The organism is Burkholderia sp. DN3021 (genome assembly GCF_049805555.1).
Taxonomy (GTDB): domain Bacteria; phylum Pseudomonadota; class Gammaproteobacteria; order Burkholderiales; family Burkholderiaceae; genus Burkholderia; species Burkholderia pyrrocinia_C.
In genome coordinates, this window is sequence record NZ_JBNCAB010000001.1 from 23,735 (window position 1) to 41,790 (window position 18,056).

Genomic DNA, 18,056 nt, shown 5'->3' on the forward strand with positions numbered 1-18,056 from the left:
GAAGATCTGGATGCGTGATGCGGTAGTGGATATGCATGGCCGCACGCCTGCACAAACCTCGTCGATGGTCGACTGATTCGAAGCCGCGACAAACGGCGGCGCGGCGGTCATACGCGCCGGCGCCAATCGCTGCGCGTCGCCCATCACAACATCGGCAGCGTCAGCCGGATATGCTCGGCGAACGCCGCCGTCAGATGCGACGGCCGTTTCCGGTCGAACTTCAGCGTAATGCCCACGGCCGGCACCGGCGGCAACCGCGGATCGCCGTTGACGATCGCCAGGTCGGCCGGCACGGCCGTCTGCGTCATCACCGCGAACGCCTGCCCCGAGCGCACCAGCGCGATCAGCCCCGCGAGACTGCTGCTCGCATACGCGACGCGGTAAGCGCGGCCGGCACGATGCAACGCTTCACAAGCCGCGATGTGATCGAGCGTATCGCGATCGGAAAGCGCGAGCGGAAGCGGATCGAAATGCGCGGGTTCCAGCCCCGGATAGCCGATCCAGACCAGTTGCTCGCGGCGAATGATGTCGTCGTTCGCCCCGTCGTCCGGCAGCGAAATCATCGCGAGATCGACCGCGCGTTTCTCAAGCTGTTCGAGCAGCCGCGGCGTCGGCCCGCATACGATTTCAACGATCGCCTGCGGATGCTGGCTGGAAAACTGCCGCAGCAGCGACGGCAGAAACACCTCCGCGTAATCGTCCGGGCAGCCGAACCGGATCGTCCCCGACAACCCCGTGCCGCACAGGTCGGCCATTGCCTCGTCGTGCAGCCGCAGGATGCGCTGCGCATGCACGAGCAGTCGCTCGCCCGGGTGGGTCAGCACCACGCCGCGGCCGGTGCGCTGGAACAGCGGCTGGTCGACGATATCCTCGAGCCGCTTCATCTGCTGGCTGAGCGCGGACTGGGTCCGGCCGACGCGCGCGGCCGCGCGGCTGAGCGCGCGCACCTCGGCGATCACGACGAACGAACGCAGCAGGTCGATGTCGAGCGAAAGTCCCAAGGTATTAGCTCCTTTTCTACCTTGCATAAGAACTATTCGTTTCCATCAAACCAGACGCGCGCCTAGACTGCAAGCGATCCCTGCCCCCTTGCCCGGAGAAGCCCGATGTCCCTGAACGACGACGCAACCTTCTGGCGCAATGCCAGGCAGCACCTGGTCCGCTACGGCGGCACGTTCGAGCCGATGATCATCGAGCGCGCGAAAGGCAGCTTCGTCTACGACGCGGACGGCCGCGCGATCCTCGATTTCACGTCGGGGCAGATGAGCGCGGTGCTCGGCCACTGCCATCCGGAGATCGTCTCCGTCATCGGCGAATACGCGGGCAAGCTCGACCATCTGTTCAGCGGGATGCTGTCGCGGCCGGTCGTCGATCTCGCGACGCGCCTCGCCGACATCACGCCCGACGGGCTCGACCGCGCGCTGCTGCTCAGCACCGGCGCGGAATCGAACGAAGCGGCGATCCGGATGGCGAAGCTCGTCACCGGCAAGTACGAGATCGTCGGCTTCGCGCAGTCGTGGCACGGGATGACGGGCGCGGCCGCATCGGCCACGTACAGCGCGGGCCGCAAGGGCGTCGGCCCGGCTGCCGTCGGCTCGTTCGCGATTCCGGCGCCGTTCACGTACCGGCCGCGCTTCGAGCGCAACGGCACCTACGACCATCTCGCCGAACTCGACTACGCGTTCGACCTGATCGATCGCCAGTCGAGCGGCAATCTCGCCGCATTCATCGCGGAGCCGATCCTCAGTTCGGGCGGGATCATCGAACTGCCGGCAGGCTATATGGCGGCGCTGAAGCGCAAGTGCGAGGAACGCGGGATGCTGCTGATCCTCGATGAGGCGCAGACGGGCGTCGGGCGCACCGGCACGATGTTCGCGTGCCAGCGCGACGGCGTGACGCCCGACATCCTGACGCTGTCGAAAACGCTCGGCGCCGGGCTGCCGCTCGCGGCCATCGTGACGTCCGCGGCGATCGAGGAACGCGCGCACGAGCTCGGTTACCTGTTCTATACGACGCACGTGTCGGATCCGCTGCCCGCGGCCGTCGGCCTGCGCGTGCTTGATGTGGTGCAGCGCGATGGGCTCGTCGCACGCGCGAACGTGATGGGCGACCGGCTCAAGCGCGGCCTGCTCGACCTGATGGAACGGTTCGACTGCATCGGCGACGTGCGCGGACGCGGGCTGCTGCTCGGCGTCGAGATCGTCAAGGATCGCCGCACGAAAGAACCGGCGGACGGGCTCGGCGCGAAGATCACGCGCGAGTGCATGAACCTCGGGCTCAGCATGAACATCGTGCAGTTGCCGGGCATGGGCGGCGTGTTCCGGATCGCGCCGCCGCTGACCGTCAGCGAGGACGAGATCGATCTCGGCCTGTCGCTGCTCGGTCAGGCGATCGAACGCGCGCTGTAACGCCGCCGCGCGGTAACGCCCTTCTCCGCATCGTGCGATTCGTCGCGCCGGTTCGAGCGACCGGCGCGACGGATTCCCGATCGATCAACGCGTTTCGGCCGCCCACGCTTCGGCGTCCGCGCCTGCCGGAATGTACATCGGGGTCGACGGATCCGTCGCCGCGCGCCACACGGCTTCGGCAACATCCTGCGCATGGGTGATCGGCCCCGACGCATCGAGCATCCTCGCGACGGCCTTTCCGACGAATTCCGCATAAGCCTCGTGTTCGAAGCCATGCATGTGCGCACGCGCGTTGTCGCCGAAACGCGTGTCGGGTGCACGGCCCGGCAGCACGAGATGCGCGCGCACGCCGAACGGTTCGAGTTCGACCGCCATCGATTCGGTGAACGCATTGACCGCCGCCTTGCTGGCCCGGTACGCGCCGACCAGCGGCAACACCTTCAGCGTGACGCTCGACGTGACGTTCACGATCACGCCGGCCCCACGCCGGCGAAACTGCGGCAGCACGGCCTGCGTAACCGCAATCGTGCCGATCGTGTTGGTTTCGAACAGCGCACGCACCGTGTCGAGCGGCGTGAGCTCGGCCGGCGCGGCCGCGCCGAAGCCTGCGTTATTGACGAGCACGTCGATCGGGCCGGCCGCGTCGATGGCGGCGCGGATGCTGTCGGCGTTCGTCACGTCGAGCGCCAGCACGCGCAGGCGTTCCGACGGCGGCAGCACGTCCTCGCGCGGCGTGCGCATCGTCGCGACGACCTGCCAGTCGCGGGCCAGGAAATGGCGGGCAATCTCGAGGCCGAAGCCGGAGGAACAGCCGGTGATCAGTACGGTCTTCATGCGAACTCCTGGGATGTGTTGGGCATGTGTCCGTACGATAGATGGCCGGATCCGTATTCGCTACAATCGAAAATCCGCTTTTCTTTTGCGAGCGTCCGGCGATGATCGACCCGTTGACCGAAGTCGTGACGCTGCTGCAACCGGGCGCGCGGTACTCCAAGTCCGTTCACGGTGCGAGCCCGTGGTCGATCAACCGCACGGTCGCCGGCGAGCCGTTCTATTGCGCGATCCTCGACGGCGGATGCCGGATCGCGATCGACGGACACGCGCCGATCGAGCTGCTGCCCGGCGATTTCGTGCTGATTCCGGCGGCCTACGGCGTCGCGATGTCCAGCCTCGAACCGCCGCCGCCGGGCGTCGATACCGCGCCGCCGGTCGCACTCGACAACGGCGAATACCGGATCGGCGATCCGGGCAACCCGGTCGACACGCGGATGATGGCCGGCAACTGCAGCTTCGGTTCGCCGGATGCAGCGCTGCTGGTGTCGCTGCTGCCGCAATTCGTGCACGTGCGCGGCGAACCGCGGCTGACCACGCTCGTGCAACTGGTGCGCGACGAATCGCGCGCGCAGCGGCCTGCGCGCGAGATCGTGCTGGCGCGCCTGCTGGAAGTGCTGCTGATCGAGGCATTGCGGTTCACGACCGAAACGAACGCGTCGCCCGGACTCGTGCGTGGGCTCGCCGACAATCGACTCGCGGCCGCGATCCGCCGGATGCATGAACGCCCCGCACATCCGTGGACGGTCGTCGAGCTCGCGAAGGAAGCGGCGCTGTCGCGCTCGACGTTCTTCGAACGCTTCAACCGTGCGGTCGGCGTCGCGCCGATGGAATACCTGCTCACGTGGCGGATGGCGCTCGCGAAAGACCTGCTCCGCCGCAACGAAGGCCGCGTCGCAGAGATCGCGGGGCGCGTCGGCTACAGTTCCGCGAGCACCTTCAGCGTCGCGTTCACGCGGCATGTCGGGCGGCCGCCGGCGCAATATGCGCGTGAAGAGCAGGCGGTGGCGGACGAAGCATGAACCGCGCATGCACGCCACTCCGCGTGTCGCGACACGCGCCGGGGTCCCGCCCCGCTTCTCGCGCGATTGCCGGACGAACGGCCCGCGTTTGCCACCGGCATCACGCGATCTGCGTACACTGCCCGACACGCAACGACGACGCGCGAGGCATCCGATGACGACAACGGCAAAGGACATCGGCACGACCGACCACTGGCTCGTCGCGCGCCGCGATCAGGAAACCGGCATCGAAAGCCTGCACGCGCATTTCAACGGCCATGCGTACGATGCACACGATCACGACGACATGCTGGTCGGCTTCACCGAACAGGGCGTGCAGCAATTCCAGTGCCACCGGTCGCTGCATACGAGCGTGCCCGGCCGCGCGATCCTGATCGAGCCGGGCGCGATGCACGACGGCCATGCGCCCGAAGCGGGCGGCTTCACCTACGGGATGCTGTACCTGCCGCAAGCATGGGTCGAGCGCGCGGCGCGCCGGCTGGATCTGCCGGGCCTCGGCGGCGTCGAAGCCGCGTTCGGCCACACGCTCGTCGACGACCGCGGCCTCGTCGACGCGATCCGGCAGGCGTTTCTCGCAATCCACGGCAACGAAGGCCGGCTCGCGCGCGACCAGACGCTCGACCGCCTGCTGACGCGGCTCGGCGGCGAACTGCGCGGCCCGCTCGCGCTGGAAAGCGGTGTCGTGCCGCCCGCGATCGCGCGCGTGCGCGATCTGCTGCATGCGCAGATGGACGGCAACATCGGGCTCGACGAACTCGCCAGCGTCGCCGGGATCGACCGGTTCCGGCTGACCCGGCTGTTCCAGCGCGCATTCGGCACGTCGCCACATGCGTATCTGGTGCGCTTGAGGTTACGTGCCGCGCGTCGGCTGCTGGCGGCCGGCCGCACGCCCGCACAGGCGGCCGCGGACGTCGGCTTCGCCGACCAGAGCCATCTGGGCCGCTGGTTCCGCCGCGCGTACCGGATCACGCCGGCCGCGTACCGGCAGATGTGCACAAACGTTCCAGACTGATCGCACGCGGCATCCGATCATGGGTGCTCCAATGAGGAGCAAGCATGTTCGATACGAAAGTGGCACTGATCGTGCGCGACGATCTCGCGGCGTGGCAGAAACTCAATGTCGTCGCGTTTCTCGCGACGGGCGTCGCGGCCGGCGCACCCGATGCGCTCGGCGAGCCTTACGAGGATGCGGCCGGAAATCGCTATGGCCGGATGCTCGGCCAGCCGATGCTGGTGTTCGCGGCTGATTTGAACGGGCTGCAGGCCGCGCACCGGCATGCGCTGTCGCGCGAACTCAAGATCGTGCCCTACGTGCGCGCGATGTTCTCGACCGGACACGACGCGGCCAATCGCGAGGCGTTTCGCGCCGAGGATGCAGAGAATCCGGATCTTGTCGGGCTGGCGTTGCACGGGCCGAAGAAGGCTGTGGACAAGGCGGTGAAAGGACTGGCGTTGCATGCGTGAACGCCGGTGTCAGCGTGTCGTTTCAGGTCAGCGATGCACCAGCACGTTGATGAGCTTGCCGAACGGATCGCGCACGTAAAAACGCCGCACGCCCCACGGCTCGTCAGCCGGGCCGTATTCGACCGGAACGCCCGCCGCATGCACGCGGGCGAGCGCTTCGTCGAGATCGTCGACCTCGATCGACAGGTCGGGCGTCGGCGTGCCCGACCCGCCCTGCGACGCGAAGCTGATCTGCACGCTCATCGGCTCGGCATTGCCGTACGTCGCGATCCAGCCGTGATCCATCAGCAGGTCGAGGCCGAAAATCTGCTGGTAGAAGCACTTGGCGTCGTCGACCGACCGCGTGTCGATATTGGCGACGATCCGCTTGACCTTCATGGGTGTCTCCGCGAGTCGTGTCACGAGAATTGCCCGAGAGCGCCGTCGAAGCCCCGGTACGATGGCGCTTCAGAACGGCAGCAGCTATTGCGCTTCCAGCAACTCGCGTTTGTTCGTCGTCAACCACGCCTTCACGTCGGTCATGAGCGCCGTCGCACTGGCAAAACACTCATTTACCGCGGACGTTTGAACCACGTCCCCGGAATAATCCGACAGATTGCGCTGCTTGCGCAGCGCGTCGAGCACGATCATGCGAGCAACCGGCAGGCCGATCGTCTGCGGGAGCGTCTGGATCGCCGTCTGGTGATGCCCCGGCCGGCTCGTCATCGTGCGAAAGCCATTCGCGTGCAACGCCAGCATCGCAAGTTGCATGATCGCCTTATAGGCCGCGTCAAAGCGGTTTTCGTTGCTCAAACCCGCGAGTCGCGCATCCGCCAGATTTCGCTCCGCAGCAGCCAGCAGCCGCGTCGCTTGTTCCCGGTTCGGCTGGACCGCATCGAGGCTAACGCCGAGCAAGTTCTGCAAGGTCATTGTCGCTACCGATCAAGAAGATCTTGGGTTTTCCAAGCACGTCCCGCAAGAATGCGTCTTGCCTGTCGACACCATCGCGAAACTCGTCGGGCGACAGTACCTGGGGATTAATATCCCGCCCCAATGTTGCTTGAGCGTCGTACAGTATCCGGACCACCGTTGCGAAACTGACCGAACCGATCACCATCACGTCGATATCGCTGCCCGCCGTCTCCTGGCCGCGTGCGACCGAGCCGAACACGAACGCCACGACAATTTGCTCGGCACAAGGCAGCAGTGCTTCAGCCAGCACGTCACCCATGCCCGAGGTTTTTCGCATGATCGAAGCCAGTTCCTCATAGATCGGACAGCTTCGATTGGCGCGATAGACAACCTGGTTTCCCTGTCGATCTCTGTTCAAGATACCGGCTTCGGCCAGTTTGCTCAGTTCCTTGTGCAGCGTGCCGGGCGTTGTGCCCGTCAAACGAGCAATTTCGCGGACGTGCAACGCCTGATCAGGCCGCAACAAAAGCAGGCCCAGTACACGGCGCCGGTAGTCACTAAATAGGGTCGAGGCGATGGATCGTAGCATGATTGGCTACGATTGTAGCTGAATTAGCTACAGGATATAGTCCCGCCGGGCGCTCATATCAATCCGGATCGGCAAGCCAAATGTAGCCGTTTTCGCTACGATCGAAGCCAAATCAGCTACAAATTTCGCGATGCGACTCGCGGTTGCGCTAACGCGGTGGCCCGCCGCCGATCCGGGTCGGATCGACGGCGTTTGCCATCAACCGCCGAGATACGCCTGCTTGATCCGGTCGTTCGCGAACAAATTCGCGCCCATATCGGCAAGCACCACGCGCCCGGTTTCGAGCACATACCCGCGATCGGCCACGCCCAGCGTCGTGCGCGACGATCTCGCGGCGTGGCAGAAACTCAATGTCGTCGCGTTTCTCGCGACGGGCGTCGCGGCCGGCGCACCCCAGGCGCTCGGCGAGCCTTATGAGGATGCGGCCGGAAATCGCTACGGCCGGATGCTCGGCCAGCCGATGCTGGTGTTCGCGGCCGATCTGGGCGGCCTGCAAGCCGCGCACCGGCAAGCGCTGTCGCGCGAACTCAAGATCGTGCCCTACGTGCGCGCGATGTTCTCGACCGGGCACGACGCGGCCAACCGCGAAGTGTTTCGCGCCGAGGATGCGGAGAATCTCGATCTTGTCGGGTTGGCGCTGCACGGGCCGAAGAAGGCCGTGGACAAGGCGGTGAAAGGGCTGGCGTTGCATGCGTGAACGCCGGTTCGAACCCGACGATTCAAGTCAGCGATGCACCAGCACGTTGACGAGCTTGCCGAACGGATCGCGCACGTAGAAGCGCCGGACACCCCACGGCTCGTCGGCCGGGCCGTATTCGACCGGAACGCCCGCCGCATGCACGCGGGCGAGCGCTTCGTCGAGATCGTCGACCTCGATCGACAGGTCGGGCGTCGGCGTGCCCGACCCGCCCTGCGAAGCAAAGCTGATCTGCACATCCATCCGTTCGGCATTGCCGTAGGTAGCGATCCAGCCGTGATCCATCAACAGGTCGAGACCGAAGATCTGCTGATAGAAACGCTTCGCGTCGTCGACCGATTGCGTGTCGATATTGGCGACGATTCGTTTGACTTTCATCGGGTTCCTCCGCGGGCCGGGTCGTATCGCGAAGCTACACCGGAACCGCGCGCGCAACCAGCGGCTCAGCGGCCGGCCGTCTCCATTTCCGCGCGCCGGGCCCGGGCGGTTCGCTCGCCTTGCTTGCTGGCCAGCCACACGCCGATCGCGACGACAACGATGCCGAGGTAAGTCGAAACGTGGATGCTGTCGCCGAACATCCACGCGGCCCAGGTCAGCGTCACGGGCGGTTCGAGATAGACGAGGGTCGCCACGCGCGTCGCGGGCATGCGCTTGAGCAGTGCCCACAACGTCAGGTAAGCCATGAACGTCGAGAATACCGTCAGCCACACGACGGACACCCACACATTCGGCTGGGTCGGCACGTGCAGGTCGCCCGTGACGATCCCGCACACCGCGAACAGGACCAGGCTGACGCCTCCCTGCACGAACAGCGGCAGAAACAACCCGTCCTCGTTGCTGCGCGCGGCCGTCAGCGCGCGCCGCCGCTGATAGATCGTCGCGACCGACAGCCCCAGCGCGGAAACCAGCGGCAGGATGTACATGACGATGCCGACCGACTCGGTCGGCAGCGCGTATTGCCCGCCGATCACGATGCCGACGCCGACGAATCCGGCGACGAGCCCGGCCCACTGTCGCGCCCCGCTGCGCTCGCTGCCTTCCAGGGTCGTCATCGCCGCGGTGATGAGTGGCTGCAACGCGGCGATGACCGCCGCGATGCCCGGCGGCAGGCCGTGCTGAATGGCCACGTAGACGCAGCTCAGGTACAGGAACTGCGACAGGAAGCCGATCACCGCGTGATAGCGGATTTTTTCCAGCGTCAGTCGCCCGAGCTGCCGGTTGAGGACGATCGCCAGGCACAGCGTCACGAGCAGAAAACGCCAGAACAGCAGGTTGAACGCGCCAGCCGTCTCCGCGCCGAGCTTGGCGCCAATGAAGCCCGAACTCCACGACAATACGAAAACAAGCTGGATCAGGAATAGCTGCATGGGCGAAGGCGCTCAGAGTGTTGCCATGGACAAGCGGGTGTCTTTCAGATCCTCGGCCCGGATGGGTGCGAGCCCGAGGCGGTGGTACTGCATGTCGGCGTCGTCCCTGAGGCTGCGTTGCAGCGCCAGCCAGTTGACGATGGTGCGCGGAATGCCGTCGTCCGACGCGAGATGCCAGAAGCCGTTATCGTCCTCGCGCGTATACGGGCAATGGAACGACAGCACCAGCGACATGCGTCGCCCCGCCTCGACCGGTTCGACGCCATGGAACAGCTTGCTGCCGTAGATGAGCAGCGCGTCGCCCGCTTGGTCCAGGCTCGCCGTCTTCACATGCGTGCGCGCCCGGTCATTCCGGTCGAACGTCTCGGCGGTCGATTCGTAGAACAGAAAGTCGCCGCCGGCATAGTCGGATCGATCCGACAGCACGATATTCAGCACGAAACTGGTGCCGTCCGTGTGCCACATGCCCAGCTGCTCCTTGCCGTCGTGCCGCTCCGATGGATAGTAGTAGTTGAACTGCGACCGCGCATTGACCATCGGATACGGAATCAGCGGCGCGCCGGCGAGACGGGACACCCTCAACAGGAACGCGCGGTCGTGCATCATGTCGTCGATGAACCGCGAGCGCTGCGTCACCGCGCGCACCCGCTTCGAGATGATCCAGTTGCTGCTCGACGCGCTGCCTTCCAGCGCCCGGCCGATCTCGCGCAACGCGTCGATCGCTTCGCCGGTGAACAGGCCGCGCAGGCTGCACACCGCGTTGAGCGCGCTCGTGCGCGTGCCGCGCATCGGCTCGTCGCGGTAACCGAGATCGTCGAGGTTGCGGCGATATCGCACCTCGTAGCCATCGCGCAGGCAATCGCTTGTCCAGCGCATCGGCTCCGTCGACGTGTCCAGCGTGCCGTCGACATTCGCGCCGCCGGACAGCGAGGTCTGCAACGCAAGCCTCACACGGTCGAACCCGCGCGCAAACACCGGCAATGCATTCCCCTTGTTCATCGCGTGCCTCGCTTTCGCCGTTGCGGCATTCAGCCCTTGAACTGGGCAATCTGGTACACGACGCTGCCGTCCCCGCTGCGCAGCTCGTCGATCACGCGGCAATTGCCGTGACTGGCACGCACGTGGCGGAATTGCTCCGGCGTGTATTTCAGGCAGACGTTGGTGATCAGATGCCCGTCGGCGCCGGCTTTCGACACCGGCTGCAACGTAACTGCAACATGGAACTGGTCGCCGAGCAGGTTGAGCCGGACGATGGAAACATGATGCTTGCCGAGCGGCTCGAAGCCCTGCTGCCGGCTGACGATTTCGGAAAACCGCACCATGTTCTCGTTCTGGTAGAAGTTGTAGATCGGCTCTTCGCGGCCCTCGACGAGCAGTTGCATCTCCGACACGACGTAGGTCGACTTGCCGCCGAGATTGCGAATCAGCCGGCCGATCGTCACGGGCAATTCGTTGCCCTCCTGGAAACCGAGCATCGTGATGAAGGTCACGTCCTGGCCCAGGTCGATATGGTTCCACTGCACGTTCCGATAATCGTCGGCGATGTAGTTGAAACAGCCGGGCGTCTTCAGGAACGGCATAATCGCGTGCCGCATCGCGTCTTCCGACGACTCGTTGATGTCGACGGCCGTGTAACGCAAGTGATTCGGCTCGCCGCCGCTGACGGCCTTCATCAGTTCGGTCGTCTTGACCGGCTCCGGCCCGAGTTCGATGTAGTGCACATGACGGCCGCGCGACAACGTCGCAAGGCGTTCGCTCAACGCGCCGATCGCTTCCCTGAGCGATCCGTTGCCGTCGCGGTCCGCGCACAGCGCCGGACTCCGCACGCCCAGTTCGTTCAGGTTCCGCATCAGCGAAAAGACTTCGCGCCCCGCCTCCCTGCGCCGCGCGCCATCGTCACGCCGCGTCAGCGTCGAATACTTTTCGTGATTCTCGACCGTCCATACCGACTCCGCCTTCAGCTTCCTGTCCCGCACCAGCGCATCTACGACAAAATCATTGATAGACATGAAATCGTTCCCCGGATACGTGTCACGCTCGATCGACCTGCCTGCCTGCCTGCCTGCCTGCCTGCCTGCATTAGTCTGCCTGTTGACCCGAGGATAGGGAGGCTCAATAATTCCGTCAATCGAGATTACGTGAATCACTAATTCGGAAAATCAAAATCATGCCGCGCACCCTGGACGTCGATTTGCTGCGTACCTTCCACGCCGTCGCGAAGCTCGGCCGCTTCAAGGACGCGGCCGTCTATGTGAACCGCAGCCCGTCGTCGGTCACGGCCCAGATTCAGAAGCTGGAAGAGATGGTCGCGCAGCGCTTGTTTACGCGAAACAATCAGGCGGTCGAACTGACGCAGTACGGCCATAAACTGTTGAGCGACACCACGGAGTTCCTGTTGAGCCACGACCGGCTCGTCGAATCGCTGTCGCCGCAGATGCTGACCGGCAAGCTGCGGCTCGGCATCCCCGACTCCTACGCGGCGCACTTCATGGCCGAATTCCTGCCGCGCTTTGCCGCCGACCGGCCGTTGCTCGAACTGACGGTCGAAGCACGCTCCAGCGAGGAACTGCAGCTCCTGTTCGCGCGCGGCCAACTGGACATCACGATCGCCGTGGTGCCGAAAGCGCTGCCGCATGGCGAGCTGCTCAGCAAGACCCATCCGGTCTGGGTGGCCGCGCGAACGTTCAAGTTCAACCCCGACGCACCGCTGCCGATCGCGGTTCAATTGCAGGGATGCCCGTACCGGGACACCGCGCTGAACGCGCTGAAGAAGGAGCGGATCGCGCACCGGATGCTGCTCGAGAGCGCGAGTTCGCCGGCGGTCGAAGCCTGTATCGCCAACGGCCTCGCGGTCGGCCTCATCGAGCACGATCGCGTCTCGGGCAACCTGACGAGCAACGTCGCGGGGATCGTGCTGCCCGATCTCCCGCCGCACCTGATCTATATCCTGACGGACGACAGCAATCGCGCCGCGCTGCATCTGCGCGACGTGCTGAAAAGCACGTTCAGGATCGGCTAGGAAAGAAAAGACAAGGCCGCGACCGGCCTTGCATGCGGAAGCGACCAGGCAAGCAGAAGCGCCGCCGGCCCGTTGCGGGCCGGCGGCTTCCGGCCTCAACCGCCGAGATAAGCCTGCTTGATCCGATCGTTCGCGAGCAGGTTCGCGCCCGTATCGGCAAGCACCACGCGCCCCGTTTCGAGCACATACCCGCGATCGGCCACGCCCAGCGCCTTGTTCGCGTTCTGCTCGACGAGGAACACCGTAACGCCTTCGTCGCGAATCGTCCGGATGATGTCGAAGATCTGCGCGATCACGAGCGGCGCGAGGCCGAGCGTCGGTTCATCGAGCAGCAGCAAGCGCGGCTTACTCATCAGCGCACGGCCGATCGCCAGCATCTGCTGCTCGCCGCCCGACATCGTGCCGGCCCGCTGCGTCGCACGCTCCTTCAAGCGCGGAAACAGCTTGAACACGTGCTCGATGCCGTCGTCGATCTCATGACGGCTCGCGAAGAACCCACCCATCTTCAGGTTCTCGAGCACCGTCAAACTCGGAAACACGCGCCGCCCTTCCGGCGAGATCGCCATCCCCTGCCGCATGATCTGGTGCGTCGACATCGCGGTAATGTCGTTGCCCTCGAACATCACGCGGCCCGACGATGCACGCGGCGTGCCGCACACGGTCATCATCAGCGTCGTCTTGCCGGCGCCGTTGCTGCCGATCAGCGTGACGATCTCGCCCTTGTTCACCTCGATCGACACGCCCGCGAGCGCCTCGACCGCGCCGTAGTGCGTATGGACCTGTTCCAGCTTCAGCATCACTCTTCCCCCAGATACGCCTTGATCACGCGCGGGTCGTTGCGGACCGCTTCCGGCGTGCCGATCACGATCGGCCGGCCATGCTCCATCACGAGGATGCGGTCCGACACGCCCATCACGAGGCTCATGTCGTGTTCGATCAGCAGCACCGACACGCCGAACTCGCGGCGCAGCTTGTCGATCAGGTGCTGAAGCTCGATCTTTTCCTGCGGGTTGAGGCCGGCCGCCGGCTCGTCGAGCATCAAGAGACGCGGCTCGGTGATCATGCAGCGCGCGATCTCCAGACGCCGCTGGTGCCCGTACGACAGCGTGCCGGCCGGCCGGTTGGCGACCGACGTCAGTCCCATCCGGTCGAGCCACACGGCCGCGCGTTCGAGCGCGTCCTTCTCGGCGCGGCGATATGCGGGCGTCGCGAACAGGCCGGGCAGCAGCCCCGCCTTCACCTTGCGATGCTGCGCGACGAGCAGGTTCTCGACCACCGTCAGCGACTTGAACAGGCGGATGTTCTGGAACGTGCGCACCAGGCCCTTCACCGCGATCTTGTGGCTCGGCAGTCCGGCGATCGGGTGGCCGTCGAGTTCGACCTCGCCGGAAGTCGGCTTGTAGAAGCCGCCGACGCAGTTGAACACCGTGGTCTTGCCCGCGCCGTTCGGCCCGATGATCGCGAACACCTCGTCGCGGCGCACGTCGAAATCGATGCCGTCCACCGCGAGCAACCCGCCGAAGCGCATCTGCAGCCCGGCGACCTTCAACAGTTCTGCATTCGTGCTCATTGCGGCAGCTCCACGTGCGGACGGCTCGCGGGCAGCAGGCCCTGCGGACGCCACATCATCATCAACACCATCACCAGACCGAAGATCAGCATCCGGTACTCGGCGAAGCCGCGCGCGACTTCCGGCAGCACGGTCAGCAGGATCGCCGCGAGGATCACGCCGAGCTGCGAGCCCATCCCGCCGAGCACGACGATCGCGAGGATCAGCGCCGATTCGATGAAGGTGAACGATTCGGGATTCACGAGGCCCTGGCGCGCCGCGAAGAACGCGCCGCCGATCCCCGCGAACGATGCGCCGAGCGTGAACGCCGACAGCTTGATGCGCGTCGGGTTCAAGCCCAGCGACCGGCACGCGATCTCGTCGTCGCGCAGCGCTTCCCACGCGCGGCCCATCGGCATGCGGATCAGGCGGCTCGTTACGAACAGCGTGAAGCCGACCAGCACCAGCGCGATCAGGTACAGGAAGATCACCATGTGCTCGCCGCTGTATTCCAGCCCGATCAGTTCGTGGAAGGTCTTCGCGCCTTCGACGCTCGCCGAGCGCGCCATCTCGAAGCCGAACACCGTCGGCTTCGCGATGCCCGAGATGCCGTCCGGGCCGCCGGTGAGGCTCGTCAGGTTGTTCGCGAGCAGGCGGATGATTTCGCCGAAGCCGAGCGTGACGATCGCGAGATAGTCGCCGCGCAGCCGCAGCACCGGGAAGCCGAGCAGGAAGCCGAACGTCGCCGCCGCGATCGCGGCGAGCGGCAGGCATTCCCAGAACGACAGCCCGAAGTACTGGTTCAGCATCGCGTACGTATAGCCGCCGACCGCGTAGAACCCGACATAGCCGAGATCGAGCAGCCCCGCGAAACCCACCACGATGTTCAGCCCGAGGCCGAGAATCACATAGATCAGCGCGAGCGTCGCGACGTCCACCGCGCCGCGCGAACCGAAGAACGGCCACACGAGCCCGACCGCGAGCAGCACCCACACGACCACGCGCTGCTGCTGCGCGCCCATCGCGGGCAGCGCCGGCAGCTTCACCGCCGATTTCGCGCGCACGAGCCACGGCTTGAACAACTGGAACAGGAACACGGCCGCGACCGCGATCCACACCGGCCGCCAGTGCGGCGTGAGCACGACCTGGTAGCCGTCGAGCTTCAACTGCAGCCCGAGCACGGGGATCGTGAGGATCGCCGTCAGGAACGCGGCGGCCATGGCATTTTTCAGCGCCTGGCCGAACGATGCGTCGGCGGCCGGGCGGCGAACGGAAATGACTGTACTCATCTGCGTCTCCGTCAAACCTTTTCGATGTCCGACTTGCCGAGCAGGCCGGTCGGGCGGAACAGCAGGATCAGCACGAGCAGGCCGAACGCGACGACGTCCTTGTACTCGGCCGGCATGTAGCCTGCGGCGAAGGTTTCGGCAAGGCCGAGCAGCACGCCGCCGAGCATCGCGCCCGGGATGCTGCCGATCCCGCCGAGCACCGCGGCGGTAAACGCCTTGATGCCCGCGACGAAGCCGATATACGGATTCAGCTTGCCGATCGTCAGCCCGATCAGCACGCCGCCGACGGCGGCCAGCATCGCGCCGAGCACGAACGTGAACGAGATCACGCGGTTCGTGTCGATGCCGAGCAGGTTCGCCATCTTCATGTCCTCGGCGCACGCGCGGCACGCCCGGCCCATCCGCGAATGCGAGATGAACAGCGTGAGCGCGATCATCAGCACGACCGTCACGCAGACGATCATCAGGCGCGAATACGGGATCGTCACGTCGAAGTCGCCGCCGAGATGGATGTCGAACGCGCCGGAGATCAGCACCGGCACGGACACGTCGCGCGCGCCCTGGCCGATCTGCACGTAGTTCTGCAGGAAGATCGACATGCCGATCGCGGAGATCAGCGGCACCAGGCGCGGGCCGCCGCGCAGCGGCCGATACGCGACGCGCTCGACCGCGAAGCCGTACAGGCCCGTGACGATCACCGACACGATCAGTGCGGCGCCGAGCACGAGCGGCAGCGGATAACCGGCGGAGACGCCGATCGCGGTCAGGGTCACGAGGCCCACGTACGCGCCGATCATGTAGATCTCGCCGTGGGCGAAGTTGATCATGCCGATGATGCCGTAGACCATCGAATAGCCGATGGCGATCAGCGCATAGATCGCACCCAGCGTCAGGCCGTTGACCAGCTGCTGGGCGAATTGCGGAAAGAAGTCAGTCATGTGCGGGAAGCTCCCGTTGGCGCTGGGTCGCATGCCGTCGCCGGATCACGGCGTTCGGCCGCGCGCAACGCACGGTGTCGTCTCGGGCCGCCCGTTGGCCGCGGAACAGCCAAATGCGCACGCGCTCCGCCCGGGTGACGGGCAGAGCGGGTGCGCGGGGCGGGTACTCCGTATTACTTGGCGGCGGTCTTCGTCGCGTCCTTGTGCCACGTGTACACGACGAACTTGAACGCCTTCAGGTCGCCCTGCGCGTCATACGACACCTTGCCGATCGGCGTGTCGAACGTCGTCTTGTGCATGTACGCGGCGACCTTGGTCGGATCGGTCGTCTTCGCTCCCGCGATCGCGTCGGCGATGATCTTCACCGCTGCGTACGACGGCATCTGGAACGGGCCGTTCGGATCGCGCTTCTTGTCCGCGAACGCCTTCACGAGCGCCGCGTTGGCCGGGTCGGCCGAGAAGTCGGCCGGCAGCGTGACGAGCATGCCTTCCGAAGCCGGGCCGGCGATCGCCGTCACGTCCTTGTTGCCCACGCCTTCAGGGCCCATGAACGTGGCCTTCACGCCCTGCTCGCGCGCCTGGCGCATCAGCAGGCCCATTTCCGGGTGGTAGCCGCCGAAGTAGACGAAATCGACGCCTTGCGACTTCAGCTTCGTGACGATCGCCGAGTAATCCGAATCGCCGGCGTTGACGCCTTCGAACAGCACGACCGGGATCTTCGCGGCTTCGAGGTCCTTCTTCACCGACGACGCGATGCCCTGGCCGTACGACTGCTTGTCGTGCAGAACGGCGACCTTCTTCGGCTTCACGTTGTTGATGATGTAATGCGCGGCGGCCGGGCCTTGCTGGTCGTCGCGGCCGATCGTGCGGAAGATGAAGTGGCGCTTCTTGCCTTCGGTCAGCTGCGGCGTGGTGGCCGACGGCGTGACCATCACGATGCCTTCGTTCTCGTAGATGTCGGACGCGGGAATCGTCGAACCCGAGCACACGTGGCCGATCACGTACTTGATCTTCTGGCTGACGATCTTGTTGGCGACGGCGACGGCCTGCTTCGGTTCGCATGCGTCGTCCATCATCACCACTTCGAACTTGTTGCCGCCCGCGCCGCCTGCCGCGTTGATCTGCTCGATCGCGGTCAGCGCGCCGGCCTTCACCATGTCGCCATACTGGGCGACCGAGCCGCTCATCGGACCAGCGATGGCGATCTTCACGGTTTCCGCTTGCGCGGCGGCGGCGCCCGCGGCGAACAGCACGGCGGCGACGGAAATGGACGTAAGACGGGACAGCGTCATCTGGGAGCTCCTCGATGTTGTTTAGTCATACGGGCAAAGGCGGCATGACTTGCGCAATCGAACAGCACCCGGGGCGAGGACATGGGACACGCCCGAGACACAGAGAAGACGGAACTCCAGCGGAATGTTGCGTAGCGGGGCCCGGCTCTTGCAGTCCCCGAAGGGGACGTCTGGTTCGGAAAGACATCGTGATGCGTCTTGCATTGCGCAAGCGTTTCGCCTGCCCCGCTTGCCAAATCGCTTGATCGGAGGGATGGTCCGACAGCCGTTGGCAAGGCAGCCGAAATTATATGGGCGTTTTTAAATCGTCTGTCAAAAATGCCGGTCGAGTGAGGGAAAACACGTAGGGATGGGGTGGCGGTCGGTAGCAATGACGGCGCAACCTCTGGGGGATCGAGAACGTTTGCTGGGGGTGCAATTTGGTTGCTATCGGGGTGGCTTTTCTGGCGCTGTGCCTTGTCGGGATTGAGATCGGGGGATAGGCGATCTTGCGCGGCTTGTGTCGGGGTGGGTAAAGGGTCGCATCGTCGTGGTTCAATCGACTGATGATTGGTTTGGTTGGCACCATTGCCGTGCGTCGGGTGGAGCGCCTCAAACCTACTGTTTGCCGACGGTTTTCGTCTTCACGAAAGGCAATTGTTAATAATGTGAAATAATACGGATTCGCTTCTGCAATCCAGCCAGCCCTCCTCCGAGCCGC

At 65.1% G+C, this 18,056-nt stretch carries 20 protein-coding genes and 1 pseudogene; 6 read left to right on the forward strand and 15 right to left on the reverse strand.

Annotated elements, in window-relative coordinates:
- Positions 1–143: 143 nt before the first annotated feature.
- Positions 144–1,028, reverse strand: a complete 885-nt coding sequence (locus ACPUER_RS00145; protein ID WP_425130015.1) for a LysR family transcriptional regulator — start codon at positions 1,026–1,028, stop codon at positions 144–146.
- Positions 1,029–1,106: 78 nt separating this feature from the next.
- On the opposite strand from ACPUER_RS00145, the gene ACPUER_RS00150 reads away from it, so the two are divergent.
- Entirely contained in the window at positions 1,107–2,408 is a 1,302-nt protein-coding gene (locus ACPUER_RS00150; RefSeq protein WP_425130016.1) for an aspartate aminotransferase family protein, read from the forward strand.
- Positions 2,409–2,492: 84 nt separating this feature from the next.
- Here the strand turns inward: ACPUER_RS00150 and ACPUER_RS00155 are convergent, their stop codons facing one another.
- The gene (locus tag ACPUER_RS00155) at positions 2,493–3,242 is read right to left on the reverse strand and encodes an SDR family oxidoreductase (RefSeq protein ID WP_310132495.1); all 750 of its coding nucleotides are present in this window, start codon (positions 3,240–3,242) and stop codon (positions 2,493–2,495) included.
- Positions 3,243–3,283: 41 nt separating this feature from the next.
- Between ACPUER_RS00155 and ACPUER_RS00160 the strand changes: the two genes are divergently transcribed.
- From ACPUER_RS00160 to ACPUER_RS00170, 3 genes are all read left to right on the forward strand, one after another.
- Entirely contained in the window at positions 3,284–4,261 is a 978-nt protein-coding gene (locus ACPUER_RS00160) for a cupin domain-containing protein (RefSeq protein WP_425130017.1), read from the forward strand.
- Positions 4,262–4,415: 154 nt separating this feature from the next.
- Positions 4,416–5,273 carry an AraC family transcriptional regulator gene (locus ACPUER_RS00165; RefSeq protein WP_425130018.1) on the forward strand — a complete coding sequence of 286 codons (858 nt, stop codon included), beginning with the start codon at positions 4,416–4,418 and terminating at the stop codon, positions 5,271–5,273.
- 44 nt (positions 5,274–5,317) lie between these two features.
- The gene (locus ACPUER_RS00170) at positions 5,318–5,725 is read left to right on the forward strand and encodes a DUF2000 family protein (protein ID WP_425130019.1); all 408 of its coding nucleotides are present in this window, start codon (positions 5,318–5,320) and stop codon (positions 5,723–5,725) included.
- A 27-nt stretch (positions 5,726–5,752) separates the two neighbouring features.
- Here the strand turns inward: ACPUER_RS00170 and ACPUER_RS00175 are convergent, their stop codons facing one another.
- The 4 genes and pseudogenes from ACPUER_RS00175 to ACPUER_RS00190 form a co-directional block, all read right to left on the reverse strand.
- Positions 5,753–6,103, reverse strand: a complete 351-nt coding sequence (locus tag ACPUER_RS00175; RefSeq protein WP_425130020.1) for a VOC family protein — start codon at positions 6,101–6,103, stop codon at positions 5,753–5,755.
- 84 nt (positions 6,104–6,187) lie between these two features.
- Complete coding sequence (locus ACPUER_RS00180) at positions 6,188–6,634, reverse strand: DNA-binding protein (RefSeq protein ID WP_175959695.1); 447 nt, start codon at positions 6,632–6,634, stop codon at positions 6,188–6,190.
- A complete protein-coding gene (locus tag ACPUER_RS00185) occupies positions 6,606–7,205 on the reverse strand; it encodes a helix-turn-helix domain-containing protein (protein WP_175959696.1) in 600 nt (199 codons plus the stop codon). The genes ACPUER_RS00180 and ACPUER_RS00185 overlap by 29 nt, the downstream gene beginning before the upstream one ends.
- Positions 7,206–7,403: 198 nt before the next feature.
- A pseudogene (locus ACPUER_RS00190) lies at positions 7,404–7,520 on the reverse strand (branched-chain amino acid ABC transporter ATP-binding protein); the annotation flags it as partial.
- A gap of 1 nt (position 7,521) precedes the next feature.
- Between ACPUER_RS00190 and ACPUER_RS00195 the strand changes: the two are divergent.
- Positions 7,522–7,902, forward strand: coding sequence for a DUF2000 domain-containing protein (locus ACPUER_RS00195; protein WP_244137234.1), 381 nt, complete (start codon positions 7,522–7,524; stop codon positions 7,900–7,902).
- 27 nt (positions 7,903–7,929) lie between these two features.
- Here the strand turns inward: ACPUER_RS00195 and ACPUER_RS00200 are convergent, their stop codons facing one another.
- The 4 genes from ACPUER_RS00200 to ACPUER_RS00215 all read right to left on the reverse strand — a co-directional run bounded on the left by ACPUER_RS00200 (position 7,930) and on the right by ACPUER_RS00215 (position 11,278).
- Entirely contained in the window at positions 7,930–8,280 is a 351-nt protein-coding gene (locus tag ACPUER_RS00200; RefSeq protein ID WP_425130021.1) for a VOC family protein, read from the reverse strand.
- 65 nt (positions 8,281–8,345) lie between these two features.
- A complete protein-coding gene (locus ACPUER_RS00205) occupies positions 8,346–9,269 on the reverse strand; it encodes a DMT family transporter (protein ID WP_425130022.1) in 924 nt (307 codons plus the stop codon).
- A gap of 12 nt (positions 9,270–9,281) precedes the next feature.
- The gene (locus ACPUER_RS00210) at positions 9,282–10,268 is read right to left on the reverse strand and encodes a 2OG-Fe(II) oxygenase (protein ID WP_425130023.1); all 987 of its coding nucleotides are present in this window, start codon (positions 10,266–10,268) and stop codon (positions 9,282–9,284) included.
- A 29-nt stretch (positions 10,269–10,297) separates the two neighbouring features.
- The gene (locus tag ACPUER_RS00215) at positions 10,298–11,278 is read right to left on the reverse strand and encodes a hypothetical protein (RefSeq protein ID WP_425130024.1); all 981 of its coding nucleotides are present in this window, start codon (positions 11,276–11,278) and stop codon (positions 10,298–10,300) included.
- A gap of 158 nt (positions 11,279–11,436) precedes the next feature.
- On the opposite strand from ACPUER_RS00215, the gene ACPUER_RS00220 reads away from it, so the two are divergent.
- Positions 11,437–12,288 carry a LysR substrate-binding domain-containing protein gene (locus ACPUER_RS00220; RefSeq protein ID WP_175959700.1) on the forward strand — a complete coding sequence of 284 codons (852 nt, stop codon included), beginning with the start codon at positions 11,437–11,439 and terminating at the stop codon, positions 12,286–12,288.
- 95 nt (positions 12,289–12,383) lie between these two features.
- Here ACPUER_RS00220 and ACPUER_RS00225 read toward each other — a convergent pair whose 3' ends face one another.
- The 5 genes from ACPUER_RS00225 to ACPUER_RS00245 all read right to left on the reverse strand — a co-directional run bounded on the left by ACPUER_RS00225 (position 12,384) and on the right by ACPUER_RS00245 (position 17,356).
- Positions 12,384–13,085, reverse strand: a complete 702-nt coding sequence (locus tag ACPUER_RS00225) for an ABC transporter ATP-binding protein (RefSeq protein ID WP_175959701.1) — start codon at positions 13,083–13,085, stop codon at positions 12,384–12,386.
- Entirely contained in the window at positions 13,085–13,858 is a 774-nt protein-coding gene (gene livG / locus ACPUER_RS00230; RefSeq protein WP_425130025.1) for a high-affinity branched-chain amino acid ABC transporter ATP-binding protein LivG, read from the reverse strand. The genes ACPUER_RS00225 and livG overlap by 1 nt, the downstream gene beginning before the upstream one ends.
- Positions 13,855–15,126 (reverse strand): high-affinity branched-chain amino acid ABC transporter permease LivM, encoded by a 1,272-nt coding sequence (locus tag ACPUER_RS00235; protein WP_175918448.1) that lies wholly within the window; start codon positions 15,124–15,126, stop codon positions 13,855–13,857. The genes livG and ACPUER_RS00235 overlap by 4 nt, the downstream gene beginning before the upstream one ends.
- Before the next feature lie 11 nt (positions 15,127–15,137).
- Positions 15,138–16,064: a high-affinity branched-chain amino acid ABC transporter permease LivH gene (livH, locus tag ACPUER_RS00240; RefSeq protein WP_072441879.1), complete on the reverse strand. Its 927-nt coding sequence runs from the start codon at positions 16,062–16,064 to the stop codon at positions 15,138–15,140.
- A gap of 173 nt (positions 16,065–16,237) precedes the next feature.
- On the reverse strand, positions 16,238–17,356 hold the full coding sequence (locus ACPUER_RS00245; protein ID WP_425130026.1) for a branched-chain amino acid ABC transporter substrate-binding protein: 1,119 nt from the start codon (positions 17,354–17,356) through the stop codon (positions 16,238–16,240).
- Positions 17,357–18,056: the final 700 nt, after the last annotated feature.